13 protein-coding genes, 2 pseudogenes and 1 riboswitch are annotated in these 18330 nt (G+C 48.0%); of the genes and pseudogenes, 14 read left to right on the forward strand and 1 reads right to left on the reverse strand.

Translation table 11 applies throughout. The annotated features are described in order from the left end of the window. Positions 1 to 28 precede the first annotated feature (28 nt). Positions 29 to 1081, reverse strand: a complete 1053-nt coding sequence (locus tag QFZ81_RS00200) for a DctP family TRAP transporter solute-binding subunit (RefSeq protein ID WP_307600848.1) — start codon at positions 1079 to 1081, stop codon at positions 29 to 31. Positions 1082 to 1182: 101 nt separating this feature from the next. Here QFZ81_RS00200 and QFZ81_RS00205 point away from each other — a divergent pair. The 14 genes and pseudogenes from QFZ81_RS00205 (at position 1183) to purN (ending at position 17844) form a co-directional block, all read left to right on the forward strand. Next, positions 1183 to 2782: pseudogene (locus tag QFZ81_RS00205) on the forward strand (ATP-binding protein). Beyond that, positions 2775 to 3491 carry a response regulator gene (locus QFZ81_RS00210; RefSeq protein ID WP_307435197.1) on the forward strand — a complete coding sequence of 239 codons (717 nt, stop codon included), beginning with the start codon at positions 2775 to 2777 and terminating at the stop codon, positions 3489 to 3491. The pseudogene QFZ81_RS00205 and the gene QFZ81_RS00210 overlap by 8 nt, the downstream one beginning before the upstream one ends. A 127-nt stretch (positions 3492 to 3618) precedes the next feature. Next, positions 3619 to 5043, forward strand: coding sequence for an NAD-dependent malic enzyme (locus QFZ81_RS00215; protein ID WP_307600851.1), 1425 nt, complete (start codon positions 3619 to 3621; stop codon positions 5041 to 5043). A 31-nt stretch (positions 5044 to 5074) separates the two neighbouring features. Beyond that, a complete protein-coding gene (locus QFZ81_RS00220) occupies positions 5075 to 6367 on the forward strand; it encodes a dicarboxylate/amino acid:cation symporter (RefSeq protein WP_307606789.1) in 1293 nt (430 codons plus the stop codon). 620 nt (positions 6368 to 6987) lie between these two features. After that, positions 6988 to 7089: riboswitch (purine riboswitch) on the forward strand. 361 nt (positions 7090 to 7450) lie between these two features. Further along, positions 7451 to 7936 carry a 5-(carboxyamino)imidazole ribonucleotide mutase gene (gene purE / locus QFZ81_RS00225; RefSeq protein ID WP_029198283.1) on the forward strand — a complete coding sequence of 162 codons (486 nt, stop codon included), beginning with the start codon at positions 7451 to 7453 and terminating at the stop codon, positions 7934 to 7936. Next, entirely contained in the window at positions 7933 to 9111 is a 1179-nt protein-coding gene (purK, locus tag QFZ81_RS00230; RefSeq protein WP_307600853.1) for a 5-(carboxyamino)imidazole ribonucleotide synthase, read from the forward strand. The genes purE and purK overlap by 4 nt, the downstream gene beginning before the upstream one ends. Positions 9112 to 9141: 30 nt before the next feature. Continuing rightward, the gene (gene purB / locus QFZ81_RS00235) at positions 9142 to 10437 is read left to right on the forward strand and encodes an adenylosuccinate lyase (RefSeq protein ID WP_307600855.1); all 1296 of its coding nucleotides are present in this window, start codon (positions 9142 to 9144) and stop codon (positions 10435 to 10437) included. Between the two features lie 69 nt (positions 10438 to 10506). Beyond that, positions 10507 to 11364: a phosphoribosylaminoimidazolesuccinocarboxamide synthase gene (locus QFZ81_RS00240; protein ID WP_373462719.1), complete on the forward strand. Its 858-nt coding sequence runs from the start codon at positions 10507 to 10509 to the stop codon at positions 11362 to 11364. 24 nt (positions 11365 to 11388) lie between these two features. Continuing rightward, positions 11389 to 11628: a phosphoribosylformylglycinamidine synthase subunit PurS gene (gene purS / locus QFZ81_RS00245; RefSeq protein WP_029198287.1), complete on the forward strand. Its 240-nt coding sequence runs from the start codon at positions 11389 to 11391 to the stop codon at positions 11626 to 11628. Between the two features lie 60 nt (positions 11629 to 11688). Beyond that, a complete protein-coding gene (gene purQ / locus QFZ81_RS00250; protein WP_307600858.1) occupies positions 11689 to 12384 on the forward strand; it encodes a phosphoribosylformylglycinamidine synthase subunit PurQ in 696 nt (231 codons plus the stop codon). Next, a pseudogene (gene purL / locus QFZ81_RS00255) lies at positions 12362 to 14606 on the forward strand (phosphoribosylformylglycinamidine synthase subunit PurL). Before purQ ends, purL begins: the two are co-directional and overlap by 23 nt. Continuing rightward, entirely contained in the window at positions 14591 to 16123 is a 1533-nt protein-coding gene (gene purF, locus QFZ81_RS00260) for an amidophosphoribosyltransferase (RefSeq protein WP_307435062.1), read from the forward strand. The pseudogene purL and the gene purF overlap by 16 nt, the downstream one beginning before the upstream one ends. 69 nt (positions 16124 to 16192) lie before the next feature. Continuing rightward, positions 16193 to 17233: a phosphoribosylformylglycinamidine cyclo-ligase gene (purM, locus tag QFZ81_RS00265; protein ID WP_307435060.1), complete on the forward strand. Its 1041-nt coding sequence runs from the start codon at positions 16193 to 16195 to the stop codon at positions 17231 to 17233. After that, a complete protein-coding gene (gene purN / locus QFZ81_RS00270) occupies positions 17233 to 17844 on the forward strand; it encodes a phosphoribosylglycinamide formyltransferase (protein ID WP_307435058.1) in 612 nt (203 codons plus the stop codon). The genes purM and purN overlap by 1 nt, the downstream gene beginning before the upstream one ends. The last annotated feature ends 486 nt before the right edge of the window (positions 17845 to 18330 follow it).

The raw sequence follows: 18330 nt of genomic DNA on the forward strand, positions 1-18330 counted from the left end.
GTATTATGTCCGATCTGGTTCGTAATATTCAGTATTCCTGTCTAAGCTCGTTCACGGCATCCATGAGCTCTTTACTAAGATAGGATTGAGCTTCTTCATAGACTGGCTCAAGCACCTGCTGCCATTCATCCCGTTCCTCATTGGTTAGAAGGTGAACGTTCATCTGCCCAATTCTCTGTAACTCGTTCCATTGTTTACGGTTGATCTCGATCGCATTTTGATTAGCCCAAACCGTCGCTTCTTGCATGGCTTCATTAATCGTCTTTTGCTGATCGGCGGATAATTTCTCCCAAAATACCTTATTCACTAGCACGCCATAACCAAGATAGGCATGATTGCTGATGGTCAAATATTTTTGGACCTGATACAGCTTTTTAGAGTAAATGTTCGAAATCGTGTTCTCTCCACCGTCTACCTGACCGGATTCCATACTGCGGTATACTTGATTAAAAGGAATGGGGACCGTCTTCGCATTCAGATGCCGAAATTGGGATTCGATGATCTTGCTTGGAAGAATCCGAAATTTCAAATCTCGAAAATCTTCGGGATGAGCAAGAACGCCGCGATTTGACGTCATTTGCTGAAAACCATTGGCCCAAAAACCGAGACCAACAATGCCCTTTGGTTCTAATTTGCGCAGCAAAATGTTTCCGATCTTGCCTTGGAAAGCTTTGGCTACATCTTCGTCGTTTTGGAAAACGAAAGGAAGATCCATGGCCATCCATTCGGGAACAACTTCGGATATATTAGAGAAACTTGGCGCGATCATTTGAATGCTGCCCGTCTGTAAAGCTCCGACTTCATCGGTTTCATTGTATAGAGTACCATTGGGGAATAATTCTACTTTAATGGTGTCGTTGGTCTTTGCTTTGACTAATTGGGCGAATTTCTGAGCCGCTAATCCTTTTGGTGTATTCTCCGCCACGACAAAACTGAATCGAATGATCGTTTGTTGGTTGAGTCCGATCTGTTCATCATCATTGACAAGCGGACCGTTACCCAATTGCCAGGAAAAACCGAATCCCACCGCTGTCAGGAGACCGATTACAATAAACATCATGATACCGAAAAACGTTTTCATACGGACCCCCAGCTGTTTTATATCGTAAATTCAGTGTAACATAATGTAGGGGGATCTTAGAAATAAACGGCAAGCTAGAAAGTGAGTGATCGGCTTTGAAGATCAAGGGTCTTCGCATGAATTGGAAAATTACGATCCTGTCGTTTGGTATCGTATTATTTGCGATATGTATCGGCGGTATCATTTTAATAGGCCGTGTGATTCATTTACAGGAACAAGAGCTTGGACAGAGACTGCTTGTAACTGCGCGCACGGTTACCCAATTGCCTTCTATCATCAGCGGGTTAACCGAACAGAGCAAAAGACAGGAAATTAATCCGATCACTGAACGTCTACGAATTATTAATGACGTTGATTATATTGTTGTCTTGGATATGAACGGTATTCGGTGGTCTCATCCTTCATCCTCCCGGATCGGGGAGCATTCGCAGGGGGAGGATGAGCATGCGGCATTTGCGGAGCATACGTATCTTTCCAGGGCAAAAGGAGAACAAGGGGCGGTGCTTAGAGCCTTCGTTCCTGTCATGAATGAGGAGCACGAACAAATTGGTGTCGTATTAGTGGGGAAGCTGGTGCCGGGACTATCCGGGATCATTCTCGATATGCGGGGACAAATTTATGCGACGGTTTTCTTATCGTTGGTGTTTGGGATATGGGGTTCGTGGATGCTCTCCAGGCATATTAAGGAGCAAATGTTTCGTTTAGAGCCTGCTGAGATCGCACAGCTTCTCGTTGAGCGGACGGCTACCTTCAATGCGATGCATGAAGGCGTTATTGCCATAGACAGCCAGGAATACATCACGGTTTTTAACGATAAAGCCAAAAAAATGCTGCAAATCGAAGGAGAAGTACTGGGACGCCATATTCGGGAAGTGCTTCCGGATACGAGACTTCCGGAAATTTTGCAGCTGAATCATGCTATTTATAACCAAGAGCTGCATGTTGGTCCTGCTCATATTTTGAGTAATCGGGTTCCTATTAAAGTAGGGCATCATACGGTTGGCGCCGTAGCTATTTTTCAAGATCGCTCAGAGGTAACGAAAATCGCTGAAGAGTTGACCGGTGTAAGAGCTTTTGTTGACGCACTTCGAGTGCAGAATCATGAATATATGAACAAGCTGCATACGATCGGCGGTTTGATCCAGCTTGATCATAAGCAGAAGGCGCTGGACTATTTGTTCGAAACGATGGAAGCGCAATCCGAGCTCAGCAGTTTTGTCTCGAGCAAGATAGCGAATGAGAGCGCGGCCGGTTTAATCTTGGGGAAAATTAGCCGCGGCAGAGAGTTGGGCGTCGACGTTCGTTTGGACCGGGCAAGCAGGTTGGTGCGATTTCCGGAAAAATTTAGATCAGCATGACATGGTGGTCATCTTGGGGAATCTGATTGAGAATGCGTTTGATGCTCTGAAGGAGAAGGATGGCAAAAAAGAGGTCTTTATCAGTATCGAGCAGGACGATGAAGTATTATCGATTTTGGTCGAGGATAATGGGAAGGGTATGAGTGAGGAAACCAAACAACGCATGTTTGAGCGAGGCTTCTCCACGAATGTAGGCGAAAGCAGAGGCATTGGTTTGTATTTAATTCATAATATTGTGAATAAATGCGGGGCTCATCTAGAAGTCGAGTCCACGGTTGGCGTAGGGACTAGCTTTATTCTCACTTTCCCCATGCTTATAGGAAAGGATGATACTCATGCATAGAGTTGTACTGATTGAGGACGATCCGATGGTTCTTGAAGTGAACAGGCAATTTGTTGAGAGGGTTCCCGGCTTTGAAATTGTAGGGACATCTTCCAATGGCATAGAGGGTATCGAGAAAATTCGTCATTTGAAGCCTGACCTCGTGATTCTTGATATTTATATGCCAGGTCAAAACGGAACAGATGTGCTGCAGCAGATTCGTAATGAACAGCTAAATACGGATGCCATTGTGATTACAGCCGCTAACGATATTCCAACGATCCAGCGGATGCTTCATCATGGCGCAGTGGACTATATCATGAAGCCTTTTAAGTTTGAACGGGTGCAAGAGGCACTGGAAAATTATCGGATGATGAAGAGAAGATTAGGTAAAGAATCGACATTATCACAAGTTGAACTGGATCAATTATTACACGGTAACAACGGGGGAGAACCGATTCCTGAATCACCTGAGTTCAGTGTGCAAATGGATTTGCCCAAAGGTCTGCAAGCACTGACGATGAAACAAGTTATGCTATTTCTGATGCAGCAGCACAAATCTTTATCCGCGGAAGAAGTAGCTGAAGGCGTAGGATTGGCAAGGGTTACGGCACGCAGGTATCTGGATTTTCTCGAGAAGAATAAGCAGGTGAAGTTAGACCTAGAGTATGGCGGGATTGGGCGTCCGATCAATAGGTATGTGTGGATGAAAGAGAACAAAAGATCATAAATAAAGTGAAGACCAAAAAGACCATAAGTACCAATATGGTCAAATTCTTCACGCCTTCTTTTGAAAGCGATATCATGAAAACAGAAATAGATGAAAACAAAGTCTGATATCGCTTGAGGTGAAGAACGTGTCAATCCCGTCGGGAGTTAATACAAGTATTATTTTAAGACTAGAATTGGATAAGGATACCGCGTCGTTCGGCAGTGTGGCCACGGCCATTAGTGATGCAGGTGGAGATATTATAGCCATTGACGTCGTTAGAACGGACAAAAACATCACGGTTCGGGATATCACGATCAATGTATACGATAACAAGCATACTGAACTGATTGCCGCGGCCATCCGCACATTAGCGGGAGTGAAAATCGTTCATGTTTCGGATCAAACGTTTCTGCTTCATTTGGGCGGGAAAATTGAAATGAGTCCCAAGTATCCCATTAAGAATCGAGATGACCTCTCCAGGGTGTATACACCGGGTGTTGCCAAGGTGTGCATGGCGATCCACGAAAAGCCGTCGCTTGCCCATACGCTCACCATCAAACGCAACACGGTTGCGGTCATATCCGATGGAACTGCCGTACTTGGTCTAGGTAATATTGGACCTGAAGCGGCAATGCCTGTCATGGAAGGAAAGGCGATGTTGTTTAAGCAGCTGGCAGGCGTCGATGCATTCCCAATATGTCTGGCTACACAGGATACAGATGAAATTGTAAATATTGTGAAAGCGCTATCCCCAACTTTTGGTGGAATCAATCTAGAGGATATATCTGCACCTAGATGCTTTGAGATTGAACAGCGGCTAATCGAGGAATTGGATATTCCCGTATTTCATGATGATCAGCATGGTACAGCTGTGGTGCTTTTGGCGGGGTTACTTAATGCCGTTAAACTCGTAGGCAAGAAGCTTGAGGATTGTAAAGTCGTGCTTTGCGGCATTGGCGCGGCAGGAACGGCTTGCACGAAAATGCTGATGGCTGCAGGTGTTCGAAACATTATCGGTGTCGATCGACAGGGTGCCATCACGCGTGAAGGGGTTTACGATAATCCTTTTTGGCAGTGGTATGCGGAACATACGAATCCGAAGCAGTTTCAAGGATCGCTGTCAGAAGTTATTGGAGGAGCAGATATATTTATCGGTGTATCGGGACCTGGTGTACTTAAAAGGGAAGACGTTGCCAAAATGGCGAAAGATCCTATTGTCTTTGCGATGGCAAACCCAACACCGGAAATTCTCCCCGAAGAGGCAGAGCCTTATGTGCGGGTTATGGCTACAGGGCGTTCGGACTACCCGAACCAAATCAACAATGTCCTTTGCTTCCCGGGCTTGTTCCGTGGACTGCTGGATTGCAGGGCTACCAGAGTGACAGAGAATATGAAGCTTGCCGCAGCCAAGGCGATTGCATCGGTTGTTCAAGAGGATGAGTTGAATGAGTCTTACATTATTCCAAGTGTATTTAATCAATCAGTCGCGGAACGAGTGAGAGATGCGGTTATAGAAGCGGCTTATGAAGATGGGGTCGCGAGAAGACGCAAAGAGAAAGTCCAAGCCTAGATTAGGTAGAGAAGAAGGAGGATATATGATGATGATGAAACTAAGAAAAAACTTAACACTGCAGGTACTGTTAGCGATTGTGCTCGGGATTGCGGTCGGTCAGTTTTTCCCTCACCAAGGGGAAAGCTTAAAAGTACTTTCCGATGTGTTCGTGAAAATGATCAAGATGGTTATTGCTCCAATTGTGTTCTTTACGATTGTAATCGGGATCTCTGGTATGGGGGATATGAAAAAAGTAGGTCGAATCGGCGGCAAGGCGCTTCTGTACTTTGAAATTATTACTACGTTTGCAATGGTTATCGGGGTAGCTGTCATGTACATCATTCGCCCTGGCGCAGGAATGAGCACGGCTGGTGTGAAGGCCGCAGATGTTGCGAAGTATACGAAAGACGCGGCAGCAAGCAGTCACGGCTTTGTCGATTTCCTTACAAGTATCGTTCCGGATAACGTGATGGCTGCCTTTGCCAAAGGTGATATGCTGCCGGTTCTATTCTTCTCTATCTTGTTTGGCTTGGCGATGGCTGGTCTTGGGGACAGCGCGAAACCCGTTACGAATTTCCTGGAGAAAATGAATGAAATTTTCTTCCGCATTGTAGGAATCATCATGAAATTCTCTCCAATTGCTGCTTTTGGTGCAATGTCTTATACGATCGGTAAATTCGGCGTTCATTCATTGTTTTCTCTCGGTAAAATGATGGGGTCCGTCTATATAACCATGGCACTGTTCATCTTTATTGTGCTCGGATCCATTTGTAGAATGTATGGGTTTAGCTTAATTAAGCTCTTACGATTCATTAAAGAAGAGCTGCTGCTTGTATTAGGAACATCATCATCCGAATCCGCATTGCCGCGTGTTATGGAAAAGCTGGAGAAGTTCGGCGCATCGAAGCCGGTCGTAGGTCTCGTCGTTCCCACTGGTTATTCGTTCAACCTTGACGGTACATCAATCTACCTATCTATGGCAGGGTTATTCATTGCACAAGCCTATGGTGTAGAACTAAGCTGGATTCAGGTACTGACCTTCATGGGCGTACTGATGCTAACTTCGAAAGGTGCTGCTGGCATTACCGGATCAGGCTTCGTCACACTGGCGGCTACCATAGCCGCAATCCCGAACAATGTCATTCCCATTGAAGGCATGGCGCTTCTTATTGGGGTGGACCGATTCATGTCGGAAGCGAGAGCAATTACGAATATTATTGGTAATAGCGTAGCAACCATTGTCATTGCGAAGAGTGAAAATCAGTTTAATCCAAATCCTGAAGTTAAAGATCAAGATGAGTCTCTTCAATCTTCTTCTGCACAAGAAGTACCAGCTTTGTAGAGTGAATTTTTGAGGATGGCTGATAAAGCTGCTTAAAAAATAATGGGGCATAGAGGGCTATTCCATTCAGTGGAATGCCCTTTTTTTCATGCAGAAATGACTATATGTTCCCGGTATCATTCAGCTTTCGTGAGGGCAGATGGGCTATAGTGGTTATCAATGTTGTATTTACTGCAACAATTCACACGCCAAAAGGCTATTTTGCAACTTGAAGTTGTAGTTTGTACAACATTTCGAGTCCATTTGTTGCGAATTGGCCTGTATAGGACCCAATTGTTGCACTTTTTACAACACCATTCAACCGCTAATATGGATTCTAGAGAAAGATTGGATGAATGAATCGACGGATAATGTTTATTTTATGCAGCTATATCATATATAAAGGAATTGTCGAAAAATATTAGGGTTAGGCAAGCCACTAAAGAACAGCTGTAGGACAGACATATCGGGTCTCAGGGAAGATGAGAATCTCATCTGAGGTCGCAAACCGTTTAAAAGATAGAAAATGCGCCAAAAAGCGAACTATTCAAAAGAATTGTCCGAAAATTGTTCGTTTTTTGAAATTGACATCGCACGTTAGTTGGTAGTAAACTAGGGAAGCGGGAAATGAAGCCGCACTAATTGAAAATGTCGAATCAACTCGTATAAAATCAGGGATAAGGCCTGAAAGTTTCTACCCAAAAACCATGAATTTTTGGACTACGAGGAAGCGAATGAGGGAAACCATAGGAAGACGATGGTCTTTTTGCATTCGGTTCTTTTGCTGTCCAGCGGATAGAATCATGTATTCTAGCTCTGGGCGTTTTTTGGGTTTAAGGGCATGATAGGATAGTAATTATTTAAAATGAAAGTTTTAAAAGTTAGCTTTCAGAACCGAGAAGGTTGGACGAAAGGTGGAGAAGGAGGAACGGAGCTAAGAGTTTTCCGTAGGAAAACTGGCTTCGGAAGCATTCGCTGTGGTACTGGCTACGTGAGTACCGGACTTCCCAGGTTTCGTTCAAGATTCGATGTCGAGATACATCATCGCATAATCTTCGTTATCAAAGTTGATTTTTAAAATTACAATATGAGAGTAGGTTTATGATGACTGTACGTGTAGGTGTCATTATGGGAAGCCAGTCGGATTGGGAAACGATGAAGCACGCATGCGACATGTTGGAAGAGCTGGGAGTGCCTTATGAGAAAAAGGTGGTTTCTGCGCATAGAACGCCGGACCTTATGTTCGAATATGCAGCTTCGGCGGCAGGCCGCGGCATTCAAGTAATTATTGCCGGAGCAGGAGGAGCGGCGCACCTACCAGGGATGGTAGCAGCCAAAACGGAGCTTCCGGTTATTGGTGTTCCAGTCAAAACATCCACGCTGAACGGACTTGATTCCTTGCTTTCGATCGTACAAATGCCAGGCGGCATTCCCGTCGCAACGGTGGCAATCGGACATGCAGGTGCAACGAATGCAGGCCTCTTGGCAGCGCAAATTCTCGGCGCATTCGAGCCAGAACTGCAAGCGAAGGTCAGAGCACGCCGCGAGCGAATCGCACAGACCGTAATTGAAAGCAGTGACCTGTTATGAGCGAAGCTTCAAACTCAAGCGGCAAGGTCATCAAGCCAGGCGGCACCATCGGCATCTTGGGCGGTGGGCAGCTAGGCCGAATGCTGGCCTTGGCCGGACGCAACATGGGGTATCGCTTCGTGACGCTCGACCCCGCGGATGACGCGCCTTGCGGTCAAGTTGCAGATGAGCAAATTCAGGCGGACTTTGACGATGTTGAAGCGGCAAGAAAGCTCGCAGCCCGGTCGGACGTCATCACCTATGAATTCGAGAATGTCGATGCACATGTGACTAGCATATTAATGAATGAATCCTATGTTCCTCAAGGAAGTGAGCTTTTATACACGACCCAGCATCGTCTGCGTGAAAAGAGAGCGATTGAAGCAGCGGGTGTACCTGTGGCTCCATATGCTGAAATCACCAGCACAGCTGATTTGCGTGAAGCGGCTGAACGCTTCGGGACGCCGTGCGTGCTCAAAACAGCAACTGGCGGCTACGATGGCAAAGGGCAACGGGTTCTTCGCTCGCTGGACGAGGTGGAGGAAGCTTACGAAACGCTCAGCCGTGCCAAAACAGAGCTGGTTCTCGAACAATTCATTCATTTTGACAAAGAATTATCCGTGATTGCGGCAAGAAGTCCACGCGGCGAGGTAAAGGCTTTTCCCGCTGCTGAAAATATACATGTACATAACATCCTGCATCAATCGATCGTCCCAGCGCGAATTCCTGTAGAGGTGCAAAAGGAAGCTGAAGAGCTTGCTGTACGCATCGCAGAATCGCTTGGTGTGATTGGTTTGATCGCAGTGGAGTTATTCCTGACGAAGGATGGCCAGCTATATGTTAATGAACTTGCGCCACGCCCGCATAATTCAGGTCATTATACGATGGAAGCCTGCCGGACTTCACAGTTCGAGCAGCATGTTCGGGCGATTTGCAATCTGCCGCTAGGTTCTACTGAGCTGCTATCACCTGTTGTAATGGTCAATTTGCTTGGTGAGCATATCAAACCGCTGCAAGAGCTGATCGACCGACCCGATTTCCTGGAACACAGTGAATTAGGCGTTTCCGCAAAGGTTCATCTATATGGCAAGAAAGAAGCGAAAGAAAAACGCAAGATGGGACACATCAATCTTCTTACAAGCGATGTAGCGAAAGCACTGACTTGGATAGAACAGACAAGCATTTGGGGAAAGTAAGTAAATGAACTTATTGGAGGAGCGGCTGAGATGATTGAACGTTATACACGCCCAGAGATGGCACGCATTTGGACAGAGGGAAATAAATTCCAAGCTTGGCTTGAAGTCGAGATTCTTTCTTGCGAGGCATGGTCAGAGCTCGGAGTTATTCCTAAGGAAGATGTGAAAGTACTGCGCGAGAACGCAAGCTTCAACATTGACCGCATTTATGAAATCGAGCAGGAGACGCGTCATGACGTGATCGCCTTCACTAGAGCAGTATCCGAAACGCTGGGACCTGAGCGCAAATGGGTTCACTACGGTTTGACTTCGACAGACGTTGTCGATACGGCACTTGGTTACTTGCTGAGACAAGCAAACGAGATTTTGGACAAAGACATTCAGAATTTCATTGAAATCCTTCGCAATAAAGCGATCGAACATAAAGATACAGCCATGATGGGCAGAACGCATGGTGTGCATGCAGAGCCGACGACATTTGGTTTGAAAATGGCGCTTTGGTACGAGGAAATGAAGCGTAACCTGGAGCGTTTCCGCTTTGCCGCTGATGGCGTACAATTCGGTAAAATCTCAGGTGCAGTAGGTACTTACGCAAACATCGATCCTTTTGTTGAAGAGTATGTGTGCGGCAAGCTGGGCACGAAAGCGGCTCCGATCTCCACACAAACCTTACAGCGTGATCGTCACGCTGAATACATGGCGACGTTGGCGCTGGTTGCAACATCCCTTGATAAATTCGCGACTGAAATTCGCGCCCTTCAGAAGAGTGAGTTCCGCGAGGTTGAAGAGCCGTTTGCTAAAGGTCAAAAAGGTTCCTCCGCAATGCCGCATAAGCGTAACCCGATTGGTTGCGAGAGCATTTCCGGTCTGTCCCGTGTGATTCGCGGGCACATGGTTTCCGCTTATGAGAACGTAACGCTTTGGCATGAGCGCGACATCTCGCACTCCTCCGTAGAGCGTATTATCCTGCCGGATGCGACGCAATTGCTGAACTACATGCTGAACCGTCTAGGCAATATCATCAAGAACTTGACTGTGTTCCCTGAAAATATGAAACGCAACATGCGCAGCACCTATGACGTTCCTTTCTCTGGCCGCGTGATGACGAAGCTGATCGATAAAGGCTTTGCTCGTGAGCAAGCTTACGATACAGTCCAGCCTAGAGCGATGCAGGCATGGGAAGAGCAGCGTTCGTTCCGCGAAATCGTGGAGAATGCTTCCGTGATTACAGAAGTATTAAGCCCAGAAGAAATTGCAGATTGCTTCGATCCAAGCTGGCATTTGAAACATGTTGATACGATCTTTAACCGCTTAGGTTTGAAATAGAAAACAACATTTTTAGCAGGAAAGGATGTGTGGTTCGTGGCAAGCATTATCGTGGATTCAGCCACTGAAATGATTAACGCTCCCCTGGTTCATAAGGGTAAAGTACGTGAACTTTATGATCTAGGCGAACATTTTCTTATCGTGGTGACGGATCGGATTTCGGCTTTTGATTACATGTTGAAGCCTGGTATTCCTGATAAGGGGTACGTTCTGAACGCGCTAAGTAAATACTGGTTCGGCGTGACGAGCGGTTATATGAGCAATCACATTGTGCATACGGACGTAGAAAAGCTCCACGCGATTATTCCGAGTGCGGAAGATAGAGAGCTTCTAAAGGAACGTATTATTGTAGCGAAAAAAGCGGAGCGCATCTCCATTGAATGCGTAGTTCGCGGGTATATCACAGGCAACGGTTGGAGACAGTACGAGAAAACAGGCGAGATTAACGGTCGTAAGCTGCCTGAAGGCCTGCGCAAAAACGAGCGCTTGCAAGATCCTATTTTCACACCTGCGGCTAAAAATGATGTCGGTCATGACGAAGACATTTCCGTGGAACAAATGATTGAATTAGTCGGCGAGAAGCTGACTTATGAGCTGCAAGAGCGAAGCATTATGCTTTACACATTGGCTCATGCGATTTGTGAGCAAAAGGGCATTATTTTAGCAGATACGAAGTTTGAATTCGGCTTTTATGCGGGTGAACTTATTATTATTGATGAAATTTTCACGCCGGATTCCTCGCGTTACTGGTCCGAAGATAAATACGCCCTGGATATCGAGATTGATTCGATGGACAAAGAGCCCGTTCGCACTTATTTAGCGGGATCGGGTTGGGATAAAAATAGTGAGCCGGATGAGCTTCCAGCTTCCGTTGTGGAAGAAACTTCGAACCGTTATAAAGAAATTTTACACCGTTTGGTGGATTAAATTAACTCTAAGGAGAGATTAGAAATGAAAGCAACGGTCTATGTAACGATCAAGCAGAACGTACTGGATGTTCAAGGAACTGCGGTGCAAGGAGCGCTTCATTCCATGGGTTTTGACGAAGTTGGCAAGGTGCGAATCGGGAAATACTTGGAGTTAGAACTGGATACAACGGATAAAGCAGAAGCGGAAGCGCGCGTAAAAGCAATGTGCGAGAAGCTGCTTGCGAACACGGTTATCGAAGACTACCGCTACGAGTTGGCGTAACATACCAGATTTTTACGAAAAAAGTTTTGCCAAGGCAAAACGCTAGAGGAGGAATACGTCATGAATTTTGCGGTTCTTGTATTTCCGGGATCGAACTGCGACATCGATATGTACAAAGCAATCGAAGATACCATTGGTCAGCCGGTTGAGTATGTTTGGCATACAAATGGCGACTTGTCCAAATACGACTGCATCCTCGTGCCGGGTGGATTCTCTTATGGGGATTACCTGCGTTGCGGAGCGATTGCACAATTTACGAACGTCATGAAAGCTGTGGTTAAGGCGGCGGAAGAAGGCAAGTACATTCTAGGTATTTGTAACGGATTCCAAGTGTTAACGGAAGCAAGATTGCTGCCAGGCGCTTTGCTGCGCAACAACGGAATGAAATTCCGCTGCCACCAAACGATTCTCAAAGTGGAGAACAACACAACGGCTTTCACGCGTGATTACGCGGAGGGTGAGCTGATTGAAATTCCAATCGCTCACGGCGAAGGTAACTACTATTGTGACGAAGCTACGCTAAAAGAATTACAAGAAAACAATCAAATCGTATTCCGTTATGAAGCAGGGAACAATCCGAACGGATCACTTGATGATATCGCTGGAATCAGTAATAAAGCTGGTAATGTAGTTGGTATGATGCCTCATCCAGAGCGTGCCGTTCATGAGATTCTTGGCTCCGCAGATGGTAAGAAAATGTTTACATCAATTCTAAGCGCTTGGAGGGAGAAACATGACGCAGCAGCTATCCGTTAATGAACCAACAGCCGAGCAAATCGCGGAGCAGAAAATTTTACAAGCAAATGGGCGTAACGGACGAAGAGTTTGCCAAAATTTGCGGCTTCCTTGGACGCAATCCGAACTATGTAGAAATCGGTGTATTCAGCGTTATGTGGTCCGAGCATTGTTCTTATAAAAACTCCAAACCTGTTCTTCGCAAATTCCCAGTTACAGGACCTCGCGTCCTGATGGGACCTGGCGAAGGCGCAGGGATTGTAGATATCGGAGACAACCAAGCGGTTGTTTTCAAAATAGAAAGTCATAACCACCCTTCAGCGATCGAGCCTTATCAAGGCGCGGCGACAGGTGTGGGCGGTATTATTCGTGATATTTTCTCCATGGGCGCGCGCCCGGTAGCGATTCTGAATTCCTTGCGTTTCGGCAAGCTGGAAAACGACCGCGTGAAGTACTTGTTCGAGCACGTTGTATCCGGAATCGCTGGATACGGGAACTGTATCGGGATTCCGACAGTCGGCGGCGAAGTGATGTTCGACGAGAGCTACGAGGGGAACCCGCTCGTTAATGCGATGTGCGTGGGTCTTATCGACCACAACATGATTCAACGCGGTGTTGCCAAAGGTGTTGGCAACCCAGTGTTCTACGTTGGACCAGCGACTGGCCGCGACGGTATCCACGGTGCGACTTTCGCATCCGAGGAGCTTACGGCTGAGTCCGAAGCGAAGCGCCCAGCGGTACAAGTGGGCGATCCGTTCATGGAGAAGCTCGTGCTGGAAGCGTGCTTAGAGTTAATTAATTCCGGCATCGTGCTCGGAATTCAAGATATGGGCGCTGCGGGGCTTACTTGCTCCAGCGCAGAGATGGCTAGTAAAGCAGGTAACGGCATGGAGCTTTACCTTGATGAAGTTCCGCAGCGCGAAGAAGGCATGACCGCCTATGAAATGATGCTGTCTGAGTCTCAAGAGCGTATGCTTTTCGTTGTTGAGCCGAAGCATGAGGCGCAAGCTAAGGGCATTTTTGAGCGCTGGGGTCTCCACTGCGCCAAAGTCGGCAAGGTAACCGATGACGGTTACCTGAAGTTGATCCACCACGGTGAAGTCGTGGGGAACATGCCTGTCGGCGCACTCGTCGACGAGTGCCCGGTGTACAATAAGCCGAGCAAAGTGCCGGCTTATTACGAAGCTAGCGCATCGATCGACACGACTCGTTACCCAGAGGTAACGAAATTGACGGATGCGCTTAAGGCTGTCCTCGCGTCTCCGACGGTAGCAAGCAAAGAGTGGGTTTACAACCAGTATGACCACATGGTTCGTACAGATACGGCAGTGCGTCCGGGTTCGGACGCAGCGGTTGTGACCATTCGCGGTACCCGCAAGGGCCTCGCGATGACAACCGACTGCAACGGACGCTATGTGTACCTGGATCCGGAAGTTGGCGGACGGATCGCCGTTTCTGAAGCAGCACGTAACGTTGTCTGCTCCGGCGCTGAGCCGCTCGCGGTTACGGATAACCTGAACTTCGGCAGCCCAGACAAGCCAGAAATTTTCTGGCAGCTGGAGAAATCCACTGACGGTATGGCAGAAGCTTGCCGCTTCTTGGATACGCCGGTTATCGGCGGTAACGTCTCGCTTTACAACGAGAACGCCAAAGGTGCGATCTACCCAACTCCGGTCATCGGGATGGTTGGTCTTGTTCATGACATCGATCACATCACAACGCAAAGCTTCAAAAAAGAAGGCGACATCATCATCCTGCTAGGCGAGACGAAAGCGGAGCTTGGCGGCAGTGAATTCCAATATGTGATTCACGGTGTAACTGAAGGCCGTCCTCCTGAATTGGATTTGGCTACAGAGAAACGCCTGCAAAATGCTGTACTAAAAGCAATTCAAGAAGGTCTTGTAGCTTCTGCGCATGACTTATCCGAAGGCGGCTTGGCCGTTGCTTTGGCTGAAAGCTGTATCGGTGGTAAAGTAGGCGCAGCTGTTAATGTAGCGTCTGACCTTCGTCCTGACTTCACGCTGTTCAGTGAATCACAATCCCGTATTTTGCTGAGTGCTTCCCCTGATAAAGCGGACGCTTTGAAACACTGGGTTGCTTCACAAGGCGTACCTTATCAAGAAATTGGAACAGTAACAGGTTCAGATCTGACCGTTAAAATCAATAACGAACAGCGTCTCCAGTCTCCGGTAAACGAGCTGGCGAAAGTCTGGAAGGATGCGATTCCATGTCTAATGGCGTGAAACAATCAGAGGCCCTAAAGCTTCCTGCTGCTCCTGTTGTCCAAGTGGGCGACGGGCAGCATGAGCTTTGGACAGGAGAGTATTTCAACGAAGGTGTAGGCGGCCAAGGCGGATTGTTTGATAAGCTGAATGAGGAGTGCGGGGTGTTCGGGGTGTATGGTCATCCCGACGCTTCCTCTCTGTGCTATTACGGGCTGCATGCCCTGCAGCACCGCGGACAGGAAAGCGCTGGTATCTGTACAGTAGAAGATGAAAAGTTTAACTACTATCGCGGGATGGGACTTGCCAAAGAGGTGTTCACTAACGAGAATTTATCGCCTCTGACAGGTTCCACAGCGATTGCGCATGTGCGTTATTCCACAGCAGGCGAGAGCAAGCTGGCGAACGCGCAGCCTCTAGTTTTCAAATATCGGGAGGGCGACCTTGCGATTGCGACAAACGGTAACCTCGATAATGCCAACATTATCAAGCGCGAGCTTGAGAAGAAGGGTTCGATCTTCCAAACGACGAGCGACACCGAGGTTATGGCGCATTTGATTGCCCGTTCGGAGCACGACGATATTGTAGATGCGGTTAAAGATGCGATGAATCAAGTTATCGGCGGCTTTGCCTTCCTGATCACTACCAAAGATAAAATGATTGCTGCGCTCGATCCGAACGGACTTCGTCCCTTCATGATCGGCCGTCTGGGAGATGCATACTTGTTCGCTTCCGAGTCCTGCGCCTTCGATGCGGTGGGAGCTACGTATTTCCGTGATGTGCAGCCGGGGGAAATCATCGTGATTGACCGCGACGGCTTCCGCTCGGAGCGGTTCACGGAAAGCGGTCGACGTGCGATTTGTGCGATGGAGTATATCTACTTTGCTCGTCCAGATAGTGACATTGATACGGTGAATATTCACTCCGCACGTAAGCGGATGGGTAAGAAACTGGCGATGGAAGCTTTCGTTGACGCTGATATTGTGACCGGGGTGCCGGATTCGAGTATTTCGGCTGCGATCGGTTATGCGGAACAAACGGGTATCCCTTATGAGCTGGGTCTGATCAAGAACCGCTACACAGGCAGGACGTTCATTATTCCAAGCCAAGAGCTTCGTGAGCAAGGTGTTAAAATGAAGCTGAGCGCCGTTCGCAAAGTCGTCGAAGGCAAGCGTGTTGTCATGATTGATGACTCCATCGTTCGCGGGACAACGTCTTTGAGAATCGTCAATCTATTAAGAGAAGCTGGGGCAACAGAAGTGCACGTGCGAATCTCTTCGCCGCCTTTTATGAACCCATGCTACTACGGAATTGATACTCCGGATCGGAAAGAGCTGATCGCTGCGATGAATTCTATCGAAGAGATTCGTAAAGCGATCAATGCGGATTCCTTGCATTTTCTGACTAAAGAAGGATTGTTAGATTCGATCGGCCAAGGTTCGGCAGGGGCAGAAAGCGGCTACTGTACGGCTTGCTTCGATAATACCTATCCAACGGAAATTGTAGATGTTACAAAGGTTGGTTGTGCTTGCGATTAAAATGATTTGAAATAACGGGATGGTCTTAGGACCTCCCGATACATAGACAAACTAAGGAGTGATTGCTAAGTGTCGGATGCTTACAAAAAGGCTGGAGTCGATATCGCGGCGGGGAACGAAGCAGTAGAACGGATGAAAAAGCACGTTAAACGGACATTCCGTCCTGAAGTGTTAACTGACCTCGGTGGCTTCGGCGGGCTGTTCAGCTTGAACAAAGACAAGTACGAGGAGCCTGTGCTCGTATCTGGTACGGACGGCGTGGGCACGAAGCTGAAGATCGCTTTTGCAATGGATAAGCATGATACGATTGGGATCGATGCTGTTGCGATGTGCGTGAATGATATTATCGTTCAAGGCGCGGAGCCGCTTTTTTTCCTCGACTATCTCGCTTGTGACAAAGTAATTCCAGAGAAAATCGAAGCTATCGTTAAAGGGATCGCTGACGGTTGTGCGCAGTCTGGCTGCTCACTTATCGGTGGCGAAACGGCGGAAATGCCGGGCATGTATGCGTCAGGGGAGTATGACATTGCCGGGTTTACGGTTGGAATCGTCGACAAGAAAAAGATCATCGATGGTACAACGATCCGTCCTGGAGACGTGGTTCTAGGTCTGGCATCGAGCGGTGTGCACAGTAACGGGTTCTCTCTTGTGCGCAAGCTTTTGCTGGAAGATGGCGGTTATACGCTTCAAGGGCATGTGGATGAACTGGGCGATAAGCTTGGTAATGTGCTGCTTGAGCCAACGAAGCTTTATGTGAAGCCAGTTCTTGCGATGCTTGAAGATGTTGCAATCAAAGGGATGGCACACATTACAGGCGGCGGCTTTATCGAGAATATTCCGCGCGTTCTGCCTGATGGTGTGAACGTCGAAATCCAATATGGATCGTGGCCGATTCTGCCGATTTTTGGGTTGATGCAGCGTGAGGGCGGCATTACGAACAACGATATGTTCCGCACGTTCAACATGGGCATCGGGATGGTTGTTATCGTGGGCGCAGACGACGCGGAGAAGGCTATTTCAGCAGCAGAAGCACAAGGCGAGAAAGCCTACCGTCTTGGTGTTGTTACAGAAGGCGAGCGTGTAGTGACGTTCCAAGGAGCTGAGGTTTAATGCAGCCTTACCGTATTGCGGTTTTTGCTTCGGGCAGCGGCTCGAATTTCCAGGCCATCGTAGATCAGGTACAGAAGGGGAAGCTTGATGTCAGCATCGAGCTTCTTGTCTGTGACCGCCCGCAAGCGTATGTGGTGGAGCGTGCTGTAGAGGCGAAGGTGCCTGTTTTCACGTTTGTTCCGAAGGAATATGGGAGTCGTGAGGCTTATGAGGCTCTTATTCTTAAGGAACTGCAAGATCGTCAGGTTGATCTGATCGTAATGGCCGGCTACATGAGGATTATTACGAATGTGCTTGTTGAGCCGTATTTCGGGCGCATGATCAACATTCATCCTTCGCTGCTGCCGTCTTTTCCCGGCGTGCGTGCGATCGAGCAAGCCGTCGAGTATGGCGTGAAGCAAACCGGCGTGACCGTTCACTTCGTGGATGGCGGGCTGGACTCCGGACCGATTATCGCCCAGCGCGCCGTGGAGATCCACGAGCACGAGACTGCGGACTCGCTGGCGGAGCGCATCCATGCGGCTGAGCACGTGCTGCTGCCGCAGGTGATTCGCTGGCTGCGCGAGGACCGCTTGAGCTTGGATGGCCGCAGGGTTAGCGTGCGGTCGTAGGATCTGGGTATCCGCTTTGTGACTGCGTTTTGATAAACGGCAAAACAGACGGGGCCGTAGAATCTGCTAATTGCTATAGGAGCTTGCTCCATGTCTGTTGGTACGTAAATCCTGATCAAGGTCCCTGTGGATAACTCATCTGTATGCGCGAGGATTTTAAAACAAATTAGCCTTCTCAGCCGACGGAAAGTGGCTGATCAGCTTTGCGATCTCGCCGAGAATTCCGAAAAGGCCTTCTCAGCAGCAGTAATGGACCAGCTTGGTCGTGAGACGACCAAAAACGCACTTCTCAGCCTCCGAAAGCGGCTGTTCAGCCCAACCGGCTCGCTGAGAAGTCCGAAAAGGCCTTCTCAGCAGCAGTAATGGACCAACTTGGTCGTGAGACGACCAAGAAAGTACTCTCAGCCTCCGAAAGCGGCTGTTCAGCCCAACCGGCTCACTGAGAAGTCCGAAAAGGCATTCTCAGCAGCAGTAATGGACCAACTT

Origin of the sequence: Paenibacillus sp. V4I9, from assembly GCF_030817295.1 — a bacterium.
Classification (GTDB): domain Bacteria; phylum Bacillota; class Bacilli; order Paenibacillales; family NBRC-103111; genus Paenibacillus_E.